This window comes from Frigoribacterium faeni (assembly GCF_007988805.1).
GTDB lineage: Bacteria > Actinomycetota > Actinomycetes > Actinomycetales > Microbacteriaceae > Frigoribacterium > Frigoribacterium faeni.
Window position 1 is genome coordinate 74,077 of the sequence record NZ_BJUV01000015.1, and the last position, 16,943, is coordinate 91,019.

Consider the following 16,943-nt stretch of genomic DNA (forward strand, 5'->3'; position numbering starts at 1 on the left):
CGCCGCGAACCCGCGGGCGCGTTTAAAGCAATTCTGTCGGTGGCTCAATGTATGGTGATCAGCGTCATCGATGGGCAAAATTGCCCGGTGACAAAGTCATCCATCAACCGAGGAGAGCTATGGCGACCTGGGGATACCGTGTCTACACGTTTAAGCTGGTTGGGGGTCAGGACGAGCTTTCCCAAGAGATCGAAGAACATCGGGAGCGCCTTCACGAAGTGCTGACTCTGGTTGGACAGAGAACGCGAGTTGGAAAGCCATATCGAGGCACGACGGAAGCTGAAGTGGGCGATGAAGAAGCCCTCCAGGAGCTGCCCGAAGATGAGTACGAGAACACTCAACCCACTCTGACAGTGCGTGGTAGCGCCTTCGACAAAGACCTCTCGGCTATCCACGCCAACATTGCCCTCGGCGAACAGGGGCTCCATGATTACGCCATTAATCCCGCTGAAGGTTCCGATCGAGTTGACGTCAAGAGCCGCTCCGCCGAAACGCCACGTCGGACCGACTTTTACTTCGCCTCGGCCGGCTTCGAGGGCTTCCTCGTCACCGAAGTTGTAGGAATGAAGGATCCAATACCCCTGCTTGCTAAATGGATTAGACACGTCTCAATGAGGCAGAGGAAACAGAAGCTTGACGCAATCACGAGCCTTTACCAAACACCTGACCCAGAAGGCACCCGTGTGTCGAAGACCAAGGCTCACGCCGCGGTACCTAAGACGCTCAGCATTCGAGTGGAGCGCGTAGCAGACCCTGAGCTACTCAAGCAAATTCTGGATGATATTCAGTCGATGGATACTGAGTACACCGAACTTGACGAAGATAACAACGAGACTGACAAGCGCCTCATCGTGAAGGTTCGCGAGAAAAAGGTCCAGCGATCGATTGTCGACTTGCTTGCGGGTACAGGTGACGGTGACAGCATTATCAGGCAGACACTCGAGGAGCTTGACATGGATGCCGAGGGGCTTCGTGCGGCGAAAATCGAACCGAATAAGGTAAAGGCGCATGTGCGCGGCAACGACGGCACAACTACTCTCGCGCCGGGAAAGATCTCGGATCTCTTCAATTATTCCTTTAAGGCAGCAGGCCGACCAGGAGACTCCCCTTACTACACAACGACGCTCAGTAAGATTGATCAACTAAAAAAGCCGTCGCAAATCCCTCTCGTAACACCCGAGGGCTCAGAAATGATCGAGTGGGTTCAACGAGAGGAGGAAGGGTGGCAAGTGCAGGAGACTCCAAACAACGAGTAGCTGTTCCTAAGTATCACCGCGGCATCGGCATAGCCGCGATAGTTATCTGCCTTGCTCTCCTCTTTCTACTGAATGCGCGTGCATCCTCTTTCGACACGATTGCGAGCGCACTAGGTCTCTACTCTGCTGCCCTTTTGGGCGTTTTTACCATCCTGACCTCGTGGCGAAGCGCCGTCACTAACCGGAAACAGCGTTACATGCAGGTTGAGGACAAGTGGCGAAGCGTGATTGACCGTAGCGTACTCTTCGCGCTCCGGGGGTCTACGCTTTCGTTCATGCTCATGCTGTTCAGTGTAATCGCACCTGCTATAAAGGGTCAGTTTGCGGACTTAGTAGGAACTGATGTTTACGACTTCCTGGCCAGATCCATCAGCGCCATCGCGATATCTGGCGTGGTTTTGCTTGGTCTTATGTCGCTGCAAATAGTTCGCGACGTCACCGCCGTTTATGAGTGGAATAATGGCATTGAAGAACAAGACGCTATTACGCAGGCCCAGCGCGACGCACAGAAAAAAATTTAGCGCGCGCAGGCCATCAGTGTTTGGAGGCCACCCCTCGGTGACCATCGACGAAGTCACTGTCTGGCCGCGTACCGATGCTATCGAATGTGGAACAGTCGATAAAGTATCTACGAAAGAAGGCGCGAGACACACATCCAACTTTAGTTCCGACGGATCGACCAGGTCCGCGACGACGTAATCTGCATGTTATTAATCGGGCATCCCTGCCAGCACTCGGTGAAGTTGCTTGGTGCCGTGGTAACGAGCGAGCCCTTCATTATGGGAGTATGTGGAGATATCGGTCGCGCCGTCGCTTCAGAAGCGATAGACCATATAGGTGCCGCGGCTTAATCTATGCGGATGCGCGCCTTACCGTTCATCGAGGCTGACAGCAAGACAGGGCGCCGCAGACAGATATTGGTAGAAAGCGCATCGGCCTTTCGGTCGACCTGATCAAGAGGTTGGAGGACGACGAGGCCGTGTTTAGACGCGGGGCTTGGAGGCATTTTTGGAAAGCGTCGCGACTGCCGGGAGCGCAATGGCACCGATAACTCCAACTCCTACGAGCGCCCTCCGTCCGGCTTCTTTGGCCGCCGTTCTGCGTTGCTGAGGATCAAGGAACGCCACCTGCCACGGCGTCGCGCTGAGGACGTAGCGATCGGACTCGATACCGAGTGGGGCATGGAAGCCATCGACGATCTCTGCCAGTGAGTTGAGCGAAGCGACCACGGACCGCGCGGCTCTCGCGTGGAGGATGATGTTTTCGTTGGCGATGCCGCCGGCGGCATCCATTCGTGCCATCAACCGGGTCGTGTGTTCGAGCACACCCGCCCGGCGCTTCTCGCGTGCAGCAACCAGTCCACGCCTGTGACCTTCGAAATTCTCGGGCGCGGTCGAAAGGACGTGGTCAAGTTCGACGACTCTGAACTCGTCCTGGAGCTCGAAGCAGCGAGCGAGGATGGCGAGCTGGACTGTAACCTCGCGCTCGACCTTTCGAGTCACCTTCTTGAGCTCACCGGTCTTCCGCTGGCCGTCGATTTTGTCCGCTAGTGCACGGAGTGCGAGCAACGCGTCCTCCTGCACGTCCAGGATCGTCGAAGCTTCACCGCTCACCTTTTCCCACAGCGTTCTCGGGTCCCCGCCGTTTTCACCGAGTGTCCTGGCCTCCTCAATCGCCTCACCGGCGCGCTTCATCCTGGCGAGCACGGCGTCTCGTTGTGTACGGCGTACATCGTCGAGCTTCTCGTCGATGCTGACGAGCAGCGCTCGAAGCTCTTGAGCCTCCGCCTGCTGGGCGAACTGGCTCATGAGCCCTCCCACGCCGGAGAACACCGCAGGGTTCGCGAGCATGGACGCTGGGCCGTCTTCGACCTGGAGCCACTTGAGTGATGTCCTGCCCGTTTCCCCGAGCATCGCGTGGCTAATACCCTTAGTCCTTGTCTTCATCAGTCCGCCCGCATCTTGAAGTCGCTTTGCGGACTCGGGCGTCAGCTTGAGGTACATCGCCGACTGCTCCACGACACCCGAAGCGGCCCCAAGGACAGCGGCACCCGTCTTCGTGACGGTGCGGAGCTTACCCAGGTCGAACTCACGCGCCCACGTCACGAGACCAGCGTGATCTAGGAATCGTCCGATGGCCGAGCGATCGCCAACTACAACCACGCCGTCGTCGTCGCCGACCAGTTCGATCTCTGCCACTCCCTGCTCCTTCGTGCTGAGTGAAAAACCTATCGGCGCGTGTCGACATCCGCCACGCGCAGGCTTTACGAAGATTCAAGTGTGCCGGAGACGCAATGCGGCAAGCCCGTTCTGGCGGACACGCACGCTTTCGCGTCGTGGAGTGTCGGTGCGCTCAGGCAGACTGAGGAACATTCATCGTACGGGTCAGGGACTCGGGAAACAGAGGGGGCTATCGCTTTGGAGGACGTTGCACGCGCAAGCCCGAGTGAGTTGATCGAGCACCTGCATGCCAACCTTGACGCTCACTTCACCGAGTTGGCTGCGCGCCGCGCCAATCTCGCGCCACCAGCGCCTGTCTTTGCACTCGAGCACGGCCTGAGCGCCAACGACATCACGCTCTTGACCAAAGCAGTAGGCGACGCACATCGACTGGGCTTGATGCCAGCCGCGAGCCAAAACTCCTGGCTCCCCTTCGTGGTGCATGCCGCCGAGGTTGGCTATATCTACGACGGAGTCGAGTACTGGCCGATCTACGCCTCGAAGACTCTCCGCTGGGCCGACAGCGACTACGAGCGAGATCGCGTCCGCAACTGGTTCGTCAAGTTCTCGCGGCAGTATGGAGGTGCTATCCCGCAGGGTGCTTGGGCGCGAACCTTCAGCAAGATTGCCTGGCCGATTACCCATGCAGTCCTCCCCCGGTATCTCCAGGTGCAACTCGCGAAGATGCTGTCCGACTACCGAGCGAGCTGGCCGAGTTTGCTCGACGACCCCTCAGCCCTGGGTACGCGGCTGCATGCATGGTCTCGGTACTACGGTGACCGCCTCGAGAAGTTCTGCCAAAACACGGAGATCGTTGGCCGCCTTGCCGTAGCCCTACTCATCACCGACGAATACACAGATTCGCCGCTAATTGAGTCGACTGCCCTCGCACGCATTGTCGAGAGCCTTAATTCGGAGCGCCAGTCGCGGCGGTGGCTGTCAGAAGCTCGCCGCTCTGCCAGCAGCATCCACACCCACAACTTTAGACCCCCGGACGCCCAGGAAGACCCGACGCGTCTTCGGCCCCGGCGTCCGGCAGCAACTGACCCGCCACTTCAATTGCGCGAAGACGCCACCGGACTCTGGCGAGCATTGGCGATTCTGCCGGATCTTAGACTCCTGCAGCACGCCATGCCTCACCTTTACGAGGCGCTACGCACTTCACGTGCGGTCGTTGCGGGCGCCCGTCGGGACATCCCCACCAGTGGACTCCTCTACGCCACGCCACCGATCGAACTCACCCGTTGGCCTGCACCGCCCCAGCCGTTCCTGCAGTTGCGACGCGCATCGGACGAGGTCAACCTCCTGCTCGCTGAGCAATGCCGGATCACCCAGGGGCCATGGTGGGTCTTTCGCCGGAAACCAGGAGCACCCGCGGGCGAGGTAAAAGGCAAGTTCGTTCGGCCCGGAGCCAGCTACTGCATCCTCGGCGACCAAGCACTATCCCCGCCGGCGCTTGAATGGTGCGTCAAGGTGGACATCGCCCTTGAAGGCATGAGTGCCTACGTCCTGAGCGTGCCCACCACACTGAGTAAGGAGGACGCTGCGGCGCTGGTCGAAGCTGGCATCTCAGTAGTTTCCGACATCCGAGTGCGCCCAGTCGGGGTTGTGGCGGGCCGCTGGGATGGCGACGGCCTTGCCGAGTGGCTGTCAGGCGAGTCGGTGCTGATTGCAATCCATGCCGAGCACTCGCCCAATAAGGTCGGCCTTCACATCAACGGAGATGCCTATCTACTCGACTGGCCTGAGGGCGAGTCCGAGATGTTCCTCTCGCTTGGGGAGTTGGCCGCGGGGACACACGAGATCGCTGTGTCGGTTGACCTGAACGGCGAGAACTTCAAGACCGAGGGGTCCCTGCTTGCGATCATCCGTAATCCGGACGTGCACGGTGAAGCCGGCCTCGCAGGCGAAGGTATTCGAGTACGCAGCTTCCCCGCGCAGCCGAGTCTTCCTGAACTCTGGGATGGTCGAGCGTTCCTAGAGATCGATGGGCCAAGTGACTCGGGCGCCGAACTCGCGCTTACCCTTCACGGTGGTGGCGGCACGCAACTGGCAATCCACCGCCAGAATCTCCGGCTCCCGGTCACGGGCAGCGATTGGCAACAACTCCTTGTTCGGCTGCGCGAGCAGCCCCAGATTGCTCGTCACTACGACGCAGCAGACACGGCCGAACTGGCCGTGAGTAGGGCGGGCGTGGGGTTCGCCACGCTCCGATGTGAGCGCGGCTTTCAGGGGCTGCGATGGATTATCTCAAGGCGGCATCGCGACAACGGCTACATTGCGCGTCTCATCGACCGCACCGATGGCGACCCGGTCGACGTCGTCTTCTATCCAGCCGAACGCCCTCTCAGCGGCCAGCCACAGCCGGCCAACCAGGAGTTCTCAGGCCCGCCACGCGGCGGCTTACTCGTTGCCAGTAACAATCAGGATCGAGCCCTGCAGATCATTCCCCCCGACGCGACCCAATTGATTGGCGCCTGTGAAGCAACGCCATCGATTCCTACCGTGCAGAAGTCTTTGGTCGAATGCACGAGACTCATGAAGGGTCACCAGTTGTGGAAGAACGCACAGCTCCCTGCCCATCCGTTCGGAATACGCCAGCGTCGTCGGGTTCTCGACGCGATCACTGGGGCGCTTGTGGGATTGCTTACGCCTGGCAAATGGTTGAGCATTGAGGGCCAAATCGCGACGAGGGCGGCGGCGGATGTGGACCTCGACCGCGCCCAGTCACTCGTTGGAGAGAGTACTGCGCACCGTGCCGCCGCGCATGCGATTGCGAACCACCTGTGGGAGTGGGATACCCGCGCGCGGCTTATCGAAGGGTTCAGCGAGGCAGCGGGGGCGCTTATATCGTCGTCGGGCATGCCGAATAAACACAAGGGCGCGCGGTTCCTACTCCAGCTCGCCAGTTCTCCGAGCGAGCTTCTCGAGTGGGAAACGGCCGAACGCAATCAGTACCTCCGCGCAGTCATGACTGACCCTGTGCTCTTACGCGCGGCACGATTCGCCGTGCTTGGTACCGTTGAAGAAGTCGCAGGAGGCGTCGGATGAACATTCAACGGATGACTCAGGGGGACCTCGAGGCAACGGCGGCCAAGTTGCTCGGTCTCGACCACGAAGCGACCGGGCTGCTCTCGATAGAGGGATTGTGCACGTCCATCCGCCGTGCAGCGTCACTGCTGTGTCCGGCGACGCCGCGTCAACTTGTCGACGCCGTACTCGAAGTGTTACGTCCGCTCTCACGGGACCTAAAGCGCGACGTAGTCGCCGAAGCACTTGATCTGGTCGTCAGCGTTGGCGATCTTCTCGAACTAAAATTAGGGGAATCAGGCGTGCGCCAGCTTTACCTCGCCCCACCCTCGTATGTGACAGTTGGACCAAGCCGGCACCTGTTGCTCGGCGTCAGGCCAAACGCAAGTCCGATCGTCGACGAGTCCCTCATCGGCGCCCCGGTGGAGTACGAAGCCCACACGCGGTTCCTGACGCTCGAGATGGACAACACCGCAGCTTCGTTGGTGGCCGCCGGGCTTCATCGTGTGACCACCGAGCAATGGGCACGCGTCCCTCGCGAAGAGCCTGCTTCATCGCTTATTGAGCGAACGGCCCGCCTGCTTGGCCAGCACCAGATGCCCGGCGAGATACAGGGTCTTGAGATCATCGATTCGGCGACACAGGTGCAGTACTACGTCGGTCGCTGGCGGGAACTTACCTCCAACGATGAAGGCATGCTCGTTGGCCGGCGCCCGCAGGCATATGGCGCCCCGGTGTGGTGTGTCCTGTACGTCGCGGGCGGGATTCCGCGCGCCGTTCTCGACTTCCCGATCGACTCCTCAGTTATGCCGGGGTGGGACGAGGCCCGCCATCTCCAAGCGGCCATCGATCATTATCGAGGCCATCCACAGGTCTTCAAGATCCGCTCGGCCGGACTGCCCGACGGCAGTCGACTGCTCGACCTCTTCGCTCCGCTACCCTCATGGGCAGAGCGGTACATCACGCTTATCGGAATACCGGTGAGCCGATCAAAGGGTGCGCTCCTCACCTATCGAGTTCCGCTCGATGCTGAGGATTCACTCGCGGGGCTTCTCTCGAAATCGCTGTGGATGACGAGAATCAAGGAAGTGCAGGGACGATGACAGGACGATCACTCACGATCGCTCAAACGGCGGACGAAATCAGGAACGCCCTCCGCGATTACATCGAAGCGACATATCACGTCGGCCATCCGTCGTTGATCCGTCAGCGGCAGGTGCTCCTCGATCAGCAGGGCAACACTTTCCAAACCCCGTTCCTTGAGAGCACGCCCCGCTACACCCCGGGCACGCAATTCGCCGACCTCACGCTTGACAAGGCCGCACTAGCGTTATTCGCTCGACTGACGTCGACGGAGCGCAATGACGCGCCGCTGCTCTTCGATCCTCCCTACACGCACCAGGCGTCCGCGCTCGAGGCTGCGGCGTCCGGGCGGAGTCTCGTGGTCACGACCGGTACCGGCTCCGGTAAGACAGAGACCTTCTTGCTCCCAATGCTGGCGAAGCTTGCCGAGGAAGCCGCCAATCGGCCGCAGTCTTTCGCGGCGCCTGGAGTCCGCGCTCTCGTGCTCTATCCCATGAACGCGCTCGTAAACGACCAGCTTGGCCGCCTTAGACTGCTTCTCGGTGATGGGCGAGTGACTAGCCAGTTCACAACGTGGGCTGATCGACCCGCACGCTTTGCGCGCTACACGAGTAGAACCCTCTACCCCGGTGTGCGAACTGTTGCCAAAGACAGAATCAAACTTAAGTCGCTGGAGAAGTACTACATCGCGCTCCTCGATGAAGCAGCGAAGCCGGCTTCGCCCCGGCAGAAGCGCGCAGCGAGGCTCGTTGGCGAGCTAAAGGCGCGCGGCAAGTGGCCGGCGAAGCCGGACTTGAAGGCTTGGTACGGGTCTAGTGGACAACACTGGGTGGACTCGAAGACCGGTGCCTTCCAGCGCGCGGTCATGCTCCCGGGCGACGCTGAGCTCCTCACGCGCCACGAGGTGCTGGCATGGCCGCCCGATGTTCTCATCACCAACTATTCAATGCTCGAGTACATGCTGATGCGGCCGCTCGAGCGTCCCATCTTCGATGCGACTCGGCAGTGGCTACGGGAAAACCCGGAGGAGAAGTTCCTCCTAATCGTCGACGAAGCACACCTATACCGCGGCGCGGCAGGCGCCGAGGTTGCGCTCCTGATGCGACGTCTGCGAGCGAGGCTCGATATCCCCGCCGATCGCCTCCAGGTCATCGCCACCAGTGCGAGCTTCTCGGGGGCCGAGAAAGCCCAGGCGTTCGCCGCGCAGCTGACCGGCAAGGACGTAAGCGACTTTGACGCGGTCACGGGCACACTCGACCTGCGAAATTCAGCGGAACCTGGGTCGCCTAAAGATGCTGAAGTGCTGGCCTCAGTTCACATGGACGCCTACTACAGCGCGAAGACCGACGAGGCGCGAACTCAGGCGCTGGCTCCGCTGCTGAAGTACAGGGAAGTCGCTCACGACGCCGAAAGCTCCTCGAGCGCCCTGCTGTTCCGCGCGCTGAATGGGTACGCCCCACTCAGCCTTCTGATCAACAAGACGATGAAGCAGGCGTTGCCGGTCCATACACTGGGCTCGCACGCGTTCCCGGGAATCGACCCAACGGAGGCGGAGCGCGCCGCTTCCACTTTGATCGCGCTCGCGAGCGCCGCTCGCCTCAAGCCTGACGATGCGGGGCTGCTCCCGTGCCGCGTGCACGCCTTCTTCCGAGGCCTTCCTGGCATCTGGGTGTGCCTCGATGAGGACTGCTCTGTAGACCGCGGCGGAATCCCGAAGGGGCCCGTCGGTGCGATGTACGGCCAGCCCCGAAGCACCTGCGACTGCGGTGCGCGCGTCTTTGAGTTCTTCACTTGTCGCGAATGCGGCGCTACGTATGCACGGGCGTACACGGACGACGTCGCCAATCCTTCGTTCTTGTGGCAAGAGCCTGGAAGTGCCTTCCAGACGGCCTCGGGGCCTATCGCGGCGCTTGAACCGATCGACCTGCTTCTTGAAGAACCGTCCGAAGATGTCGGCAATGCCGTACTCAAGGAGCTCGACCTCGTTACCGGTCGCCTCAACCCACACGATCCCGGTGATCGCTGGCGGAGAGTCTGGGTGCGACTTCAGAAAGACGACGGGCACCAAGCAGATGCCGAACCTGCGGGCGGACAGAAGCAACCCGGAGAGTTCAACCCATGTGGCGTGTGCGGCGACCACGCACTGTTTGGTCGCACCAGCGTTCAAGACCATCAGACCAAGGGTGACGAGCCCTTCCGAGCACTCGTAAGTCGCCAGATTGAGGTGCAGCCTCCCGGGCCGAAGCCAGCCGACGACTTCGCTCCGCTGCGAGGCCGCAAGGTGCTCGCCTTCTCCGACTCGCGACAGGTTGCCGCTCGACTCGCACCAAATGTCCAGGAGTACTCACTCCGCGACGCCGTGCGGCCGATCATCCTCAAGGGCTGGAGCGAGCTATCGAAGCACCCTGTCGCGCCAACCATGAGCCTCGAGGACCTCTACCTGGTCGCGATGGTGGGGGCGAAGCTGTTGGGGGTTCGCCTCCGCCCTGAGCTCACAGGTACGGAGAACTTTGAGGCCTTCACGCAGGTCTCGGAGTCGCTCGATCGCGGCGCTCTGAGCGATTCTGCGGAGTTTATGCAGTTGTACGCCATTAAGGATCCGCCACCGCAGTCGCTTCTGCGAAGCCTGGTCCCCGCGCTCACGAGCCGCTACTACGGATTCATGTCGCTCGGCCTCGCCTCTCTCCGCGAGCGGGGCAATCTGAAGAACTCCGTGCTCGCCGAACTGGTCGACATTCCGGGTGTCGCGACGACCGAGGACGAGAAGCTCGCGCTGGTCCGGATGTGGCTGTCGCTCTGGATTCGCCCCGGTATCTGGTTCTCCTCGATGAGTGCGGACTGGAAGGGCACCAAGGTGCAGGCCGTGAGCGGCAAGTTTACGAAGTTGACGACCTGGCTCGGCACGCGAGAGGCTCGGCGGACCTTCAATGCCGAATGGCTGCCCGTGCTGCAGAGCAAGTTCTGTCAAAAGGTCGGCGACAAGTATCAGCTCGCCGCCCGCACGGTCGCGCTCGATCTCGACACCGTCTGGGGCTACTGCGAGCGGTGCCGCTCGACCCAGCGCCACTTCCCCGGCCGGCTCACCTGCATCTCCTGTGGTGCCGACAAGCTGAGGTCACTCGATGCAGAGGCGGACGAAGTCTTCCAAGCTCGCAAGGGCTACTACCGCGCAAGTTCGCGTCGCGCCCTTGCGGTGCCATCTGGCGAGGTGATGAGTGTCGTTGCAGCTGAGCACACCGCCCAGCTGAACTCGTCTCGGAGTGACGACGTGTTCTCAAAGGCAGAGATGCACGAGTTGCTGTTCCAGGACGTGAACATCGTGGTGCCCGCACCAGGAGAGCAACCAGAAGTAGCGATCGACCTTCTGTCTTGCACGACCACGATGGAGGTCGGCATCGATATCGGGTCGCTGAGCGGGGTCGCACTGCGCAACATGCCTCCATCACGAGCTAACTATCAGCAGCGTGCTGGTCGGGCAGGGCGCCGCGGCAACGCGGTAGCAACGGTGATCGCGTTCGGCAGCGCTGACACGCACGATGACCACTACTTCCGCGAGCCAGCCGAGATGGTGAGCGGAGAAGTCGCCGATCCCGTCCTTACTATCGACAACGTGGAGATCGCCAAGCGGCACATCACCGCCTTTCTGCTGCAGCGATATCATCAAGACCGAGTTCCGAACATTGACCCGGCGAAGATGCCCGCCAATCTCTTCGAAGTGCTTGGCTCGGTTGGCGAATTTCTGTCGAGTTCGGCGACGCTTAACCGGAGAGATTTCGAGAGTTGGCTCTTGAGCAACGAAGCCTCGCTTCGCACCGAAGTCGACGACTGGCTTCCAAGCGAAATTAGCGGTGATCGTCGAGACGGAGCACTGCAAGGCCTGGTCACCACAACACTTCACGGCATCGATGACGCTCTCGACATCCGAACGAGGCCGGCAATCGCCGAGCCGGCGCCCAACCAGCCCCCCCCAGCCGATGACGCAACTTCGGCCAACGGGGGCTCAGGAGCAGCAGGAACGGACTCAGGGGATGAAGCTTATGTTGCTGAGGACAGTGGCGAGGAGTTGAGCTCTCAGCGCGCGCGAGACAAGCTTCTCGATCGTCTGCTCTATAAGGGCGTACTTCCCCGCTATGCCTTCCCGACCGACGTTGTCAGCTTCCACGTATTCGACGAGGATCGGTCTACCCCATATCGTCCGGCATTCCAGTACGCGCCAAGTCAGGGTCTTACCGTCGCCCTGAGTCAGTACGCGCCCGGCAAAGTCGTTTGGGTCGACAAGCGCGAATGGACATCCGGCGCCCTCTACTCCCCAATGCGCAGGGAGCTCTCGGAGGCTTGGAACGATCGTCGCATCTACTTCGAGTGCCAGGACTGCCACTACGCGATCCACACTCCATGGGAGCACGCGGATCGTGGGCGCACGGACGTCTGCCCTGCCTGCATGGGCGACCGCTTCGGTCCCGGCATGAATTGGCTTCGTCCGCCAGGATTCGCGCATCGAATTGGCCAACCGCCTGGCACGAGCCCTGACGATGCACCAGCCGTGAGCTACGCGACCCGCGCCAAACTTATCGCCGACGGCCCCGGAAATACGGAACTCTGGGAGCACGTGAACGATCGCATTCAACTGAACTTTGATCACCAGAAGCTTCTGGTGTCCAACACCGGCCCGAACAACGAGGGTTACACTTTTTGCACATGGTGCGGCCTCATCGAACCGACCGCGATGCCAACACCACTGCTCGCGGGAACGCATGCCAAGCCGTTCCCTGACAAGGATCCGATGTGTCCCGGCGGTCGAGCCTCCCGAGGTTTGGTGCTCGGCACGGACTTCTTCTCGGATGTCTTGCTGCTCCGACTGACGGTCTCCGACCCGGTGACACTCCGACCGTCATATCTGTCCTCTCAAGTCGCGCTGCGTACCATCGCGGAGGCAATCACCATCGCGGCGGCGAAGCACCTCCAGATTGAGGCCAGCGAACTGCAAGCGGAATTTCGGCCGGCACTCACCCAATGGGGCGGGCATGGACGTGAAGCCGAAATCTACCTCTACGACACACTTTCCGGCGGCGCTGGCTTCACTCAGCAGGTGAGCCAACTGGGACGGAAGATCTTTGAGCTCGCACTTGAGCGACTAATTGATTGCCCGGCTGAGTGCGAAGAATCCTGTTACAGGTGCCTTCGGAGCTTCCGCAACCGATTCGAGCACTCCCAACTCGACCGCCATGTCGGCGCTAGTCTGCTGCGCTACCTGCTCGAAGGCACGCTCCCTGAGCTTTCGCCCGCACGTGTCAACCGCTCCGTACAACGTCTTTTCGAGGACCTCGATCGGTTCGGCGCGGATGACATTCGTTTCGAACGCGACGCCCAGATCGACGTCACCGGCATCGGTCAAGTGGTCGTTCCCATCCTTGCTACCAAGTCGAGCGGAGAGCGAGCGCTGATCGGTGTCCATGGCCCCCTGACACCCAAAATGGCTCCCACGCCCGAATTGCATCGCGTGGCTGAGGAAACTTCCGAACGACTTAAGTTCGTCGACGACCTGATCATCGCGCGCAGTCTTCCGAACGCATCTCGTGAGGTGCTGGAATTCCTACAGTGACCACGCCGAACGGCCCTGAGACAGGTATCAAAGGAACGATAGGTGGGGAGAGTCAGTATTCCCATGCCGCTTCCTGGGTTATCACTGCGCGTTTGCGGCGAACTACGGCCAATCGCCGTCCTCTGAAGGAAGGTGCACTCGAGCGCCGTGCGTTACGGGACGAGTCAGGCGGTGTCGAACCATGGCGTCTCGAGTCTCTGCCCGCTCAGCCCGCCGCAGCGCCCAACGGTCCAGCCACCATTCAGCGATTCGTTGATCGCCGTCGGGAAGGGAGGGATTAAGGAGATACTCGGGATTGTCATCGATCCCGAGGGAGTAGTCCCGGACATTTCGCACTAGAGGCACGCCATAAAGAATTCGCTGACGTCCGTGCTTCAGAAGTTCGTTCGACGGCCAGCCAAGCGCGGCAAGACCGAGACGCACTTTGCGAAGCCGCGGGCTCACGCCCTCGCCGAACAGACTGTTCACACTTACGGACGAGCCGCGCAGTGATGAAAGACGAAGCAGCGCTTCGACCGTCTCGTCCGTGAAGTGCGACGTGCCGAACGACCGCGACCGTCCCAGCTCATGGAAGCCCATGCGCGTTCCCTCATCACCGCCGACAACGTCGGCTGACCAGAAGAGCCGGTTGTACTGGCTCGACCCCGTTCCGTACAACGATGTGGTGCTAATAAGAGAGAGGCGGGCTTCGCGCACGATGGGCCGGCCCGCCATGGCGGACGCGATCTCACTTGGTCGGTTGTACTTCTCTTTATATGCGGCCAACACGGTCGGTGATACTGCGAGCGCCCCGACGAGCTTGCCCGCCGTGAGTCCGTTGTAGGGGGCGACCGCACCGCATACGGTGAGGTCCGCGATGACGGTTCCGACCCGTTCGCCGCGAGCACGGCGAATGAGCCGGCGGAGTTGCGCGTGGGCTCTGCGATCCCCCAATGCCGCGACAAGCCCCTCGGCGGACGGGTGAGGGCGAAGGTACGAGCCCAGTGCCATGTGAATGTCGAGCGCTTCAGCGAGGGCCGCCGACCGCTTGCTTCGAAAGAGGTCCGTCTCGGCACGAGCGACCCAAGCATCGCGCTGGATGTTGCGGACTTCACGAATCGTCGTAGACCGATGATGACGCCGCCGATATCGTTCCGCGTCCACCTTGAGGCGCGCGACGAGTTCTCGAGTTGGCTTCAAGATGTCCGTGGGCTGCAGCACGCCGCCACGGAGTAGGTCCTCGAAGTAGATTGCGTCGATTTGCGATGCAATCCGCCGGTTTACCCAAATCGCCAGCTCATCGGTGGGCTCGTTCCGGATCGACTGGAGGAACTTGTCTGTTTCCCAGCCCATCCAATTGTCGCGTTCGGCGATCTGGACGACGGGGCTCGAGATGGCGGCGAGTCCGATAACTGAGTGATAAGGGGTGGCCGCGTCGCGAACGAGAATCGGCATCGAGCGACCTGGCACCGTCGCATAGGCGTTCGACCACGTGTGGCGAAAGTACCGCCAAATATCGTGGAGCCTGAAACCAGTCAAGCTACAGACAGAATCGTCGACCACCTGCACGTATGGCCGAATCGCGCTGCGCCCTGTTGAGTCGCGGTCAAGTGCGTCCACGAGGTCTCGCCCATCGCGCATCAGATCGAAAATCGAAACCAATGAATCGCCGAACTCGCGCGGTTTCTCCATGCCTTGCACGAAGCGCCGCACGCTTGGGCGCTGAAGTTGTTCGTCGCGCCTGAGATGCTCTTGGGCGCGAAGGCGCGACTTCTCGGAATCACGGTCTCCATGAACAGCAGGTGGCGAAAAAAGCGGGCCAAGTCGGTTCACCTGGACAACCCATCCCTGGTCCACTAGATCAATCGCAGTGTGTGCGGCGGCCGCGAGAGCCGGCTGAGCGTAAGTGTCTCCTAGTCCTGCGCGCTCCAGCCATTGGGCATGCGTCGATCCCGGCGCGGGTGACTCGGCGAGCAGGCGACAGAGCCGGAGATACTTCGCCCGCTCGGCGCGACTCGACCCGGCAGGAAGGCTGAGCGGCAGATACTTCGACTCGGTCATACTTTCTGCAGCATTCGTCCATAGGTCGAACTCCATCGAGCCAGAAGTTGATCTGTTCCGTTGCCACTGTCGACGCTTGCTCGCGCGAGGGAGAGAAGAAGCAGTTCCACCGCAGTGCGGAGTTGGACACCGGCTCCTTCAGACAGCCCCTGTAGGGGTGCATAGAGCGCAGGGAACGCCGGGTGGTCGACGTTGAGTTGCACTTCGAGTGTGCTGTCGTTGAGAGAAGTCGCGAATAGCAAGTCAGGAGTGAGTTGAGTGGTGCTGATCCGGTATGACAGTGGGCCCCTTCCGCTCCCACGGCCGTCTCCTACTAGGGGGAGGTCCGGATCGGCCGTCGCAGCCACTCGACAGGAAATTTGGGCGGCAGCCTGGAACTTCACGTCCTCGAACGATTGCCGAACTCGGGCGTTGAGCATGCGCGCGATCGACTCGAGTTCGGGTTCGAGCGCTTCGCGTAGTTCTGCGGAGGGACGTATACCTTGCTTATTGATGGTGATTCCAAAATGGTCGTCAAGTGCTGGCTCAAACTCGATCTCGCAGCGCCACCAGTCATCATAGTTCTCACGGCGCTTACCTCCCATGAGGTGCCAGCCGTGGGTGATCTCTCTTCCGGCACGAAGTACCGAGATCCCGCCCCCACCAACGATCCCGCTCCGCCGCTTTGTAATTTTGTCGAGATCATGCCAGCGATGCACCGGAAGACTGGCGAACCTAACGTGCACCCAGGCCAAACCGCCATCAGGTGTTCGAAGCTCGTACGCAAGTGGCGCGAAGGCAAGGGTTGCCGCCTCACCCTTAATAAACTTAGACATCATCATCGGATCATCGGGCTCGAGCAGCCGGTTGTTCAGTGAAAGCTTCAATCCCCCGGACAGGAATCTTCGGTACATCCGCCCAAGTTCCCGGCAAAGGTAACGCTCCAGCCACCCAAGGCGCTGATAGTCAATACGATCACAGATACGCCACGTCACCCGACACCCGGAGGGCGTCGACGAAGGCGCCGCGACCCTTGCTCGCAGCGCGGGAGGGCTTCCAGCGACGATCGCATCAACATCGAGAGCAACGACTAGGGCAGGGGTGCTGCCTTGCCACGCCGCGACCTCGACGTGGCGCGCCTGACTAAGGGATGCTGCAGGTAAGCCCATTCCAAATCGGCCAAAAGACTCTCGTCCATCGAAGCGAGAGGAGCCGCCAAATTTTAGACATAGTTCGAGCTCTCGTCGGTCCATTCCGACGCCATTATCGAGTACCTCGATCACAGGATATACTCCGTTTTTCGGTCGCGCGATTGTAAGGTCAATCTCGCTTGCTCCTGCTTGGATAGAGTTGTCGATGAGTTCCGCGAGCGCCGTCGCGAGGTTGACGTAGCCCGATTCGCGCACTGCCCTGATGAAATTAGAAGATACGACAAGTTCTTCGGTTCGCCGGGCGGGATCGTTCCTATTGCTCATCAAAGCCCTCTCGCTGTAAATCGGGGTCACTCCAAAGTAGCTGGGCGAAGCCGTCGCGAGCGAGCCACGGTACTAATTCTCATCGACGTAAGTCGACCTGCCCACCGAATCCACGGGGCGGTAAAACATGGTTGACTGCGCCCGGTTCGGACGGAGAACGGGTCGGACCTTGCCGATGATATGGGTGCCGTCGACCTCCAGATGACGGCGACGGCTGGAAGTTTCAAAGTGCACGGGGGGGGGGGGGGGGGGGGGGGGG

Annotated in this window: 8 protein-coding genes; 5 read left to right on the forward strand and 3 right to left on the reverse strand. The window is 60.8% G+C overall.

From position 1 onward, the window contains the following. Nucleotides 1-119: 119 nt before the first annotated feature. Together FFA01_RS08840 and FFA01_RS08845 are read left to right on the forward strand one after the other, a co-directional pair. The gene (locus FFA01_RS08840; protein WP_146855146.1) at nt 120-1,256 is read left to right on the forward strand and encodes a hypothetical protein; all 1,137 of its coding nucleotides are present in this window, start codon (nt 120-122) and stop codon (nt 1,254-1,256) included. Beyond that, nucleotides 1,223-1,777 carry a hypothetical protein gene (locus tag FFA01_RS08845; protein WP_146855149.1) on the forward strand — a complete coding sequence of 185 codons (555 nt, stop codon included), beginning with the start codon at nt 1,223-1,225 and terminating at the stop codon, nt 1,775-1,777. The genes FFA01_RS08840 and FFA01_RS08845 overlap by 34 nt, the downstream gene beginning before the upstream one ends. A gap of 462 nt (nt 1,778-2,239) precedes the next feature. On the opposite strand, the gene FFA01_RS08850 is transcribed toward FFA01_RS08845, so the two are convergent. Continuing rightward, entirely contained in the window at nt 2,240-3,454 is a 1,215-nt protein-coding gene (locus FFA01_RS08850) for a hypothetical protein (protein WP_146855152.1), read from the reverse strand. Nucleotides 3,455-3,706: 252 nt separating this feature from the next. On the opposite strand from FFA01_RS08850, the gene FFA01_RS08855 reads away from it, so the two are divergent. From FFA01_RS08855 to FFA01_RS08865, 3 genes are read left to right on the forward strand one after another with little or no spacing between them, the layout of a single operon-like run. Then, nucleotides 3,707-6,526: a hypothetical protein gene (locus FFA01_RS08855; protein ID WP_146855155.1), complete on the forward strand. Its 2,820-nt coding sequence runs from the start codon at nt 3,707-3,709 to the stop codon at nt 6,524-6,526. Continuing rightward, a complete protein-coding gene (gene druD, locus FFA01_RS08860) occupies nt 6,523-7,608 on the forward strand; it encodes a Druantia-type antiviral defence protein DruD (protein ID WP_146855158.1) in 1,086 nt (361 codons plus the stop codon). The genes FFA01_RS08855 and druD overlap by 4 nt, the downstream gene beginning before the upstream one ends. Next, nucleotides 7,572-13,190, forward strand: a complete 5,619-nt coding sequence (locus FFA01_RS08865) for a DEAD/DEAH box helicase (protein ID WP_208720875.1) — start codon at nt 7,572-7,574, stop codon at nt 13,188-13,190. Before druD ends, FFA01_RS08865 begins: the two co-directional genes overlap by 37 nt. Before the next feature lie 102 nt (nt 13,191-13,292). On the opposite strand, the gene FFA01_RS08870 is transcribed toward FFA01_RS08865, so the two are convergent. Then, on the reverse strand, nt 13,293-15,230 hold the full coding sequence (locus FFA01_RS08870; RefSeq protein WP_146855161.1) for a Druantia anti-phage system protein DruA: 1,938 nt from the start codon (nt 15,228-15,230) through the stop codon (nt 13,293-13,295). Further along, a complete protein-coding gene (locus tag FFA01_RS08875) occupies nt 15,227-16,684 on the reverse strand; it encodes an ATP-binding protein (RefSeq protein WP_146855163.1) in 1,458 nt (485 codons plus the stop codon). Before FFA01_RS08875 ends, FFA01_RS08870 begins: the two co-directional genes overlap by 4 nt. Nucleotides 16,685-16,943: the final 259 nt, after the last annotated feature.

Bases quoted from the DNA above. Each gene is read 5' to 3' on its own strand.
- FFA01_RS08840 (WP_146855146.1), top strand. From the start codon at position 120: ATGGCGACCTGGGGATACCGTGTCTACACGTTTAAGCTGGTTGGGGGT.
- druD (WP_146855158.1), top strand. From the start codon at position 6,523: ATGAACATTCAACGGATGACTCAGGGGGACCTCGAGGCAACGGCGGCC.
- FFA01_RS08870 (WP_146855161.1), bottom strand. From the start codon at position 15,230: ATGACCGAGTCGAAGTATCTGCCGCTCAGCCTTCCTGCCGGGTCGAGT.
- FFA01_RS08875 (WP_146855163.1), bottom strand. From the start codon at position 16,684: ATGAGCAATAGGAACGATCCCGCCCGGCGAACCGAAGAACTTGTCGTA.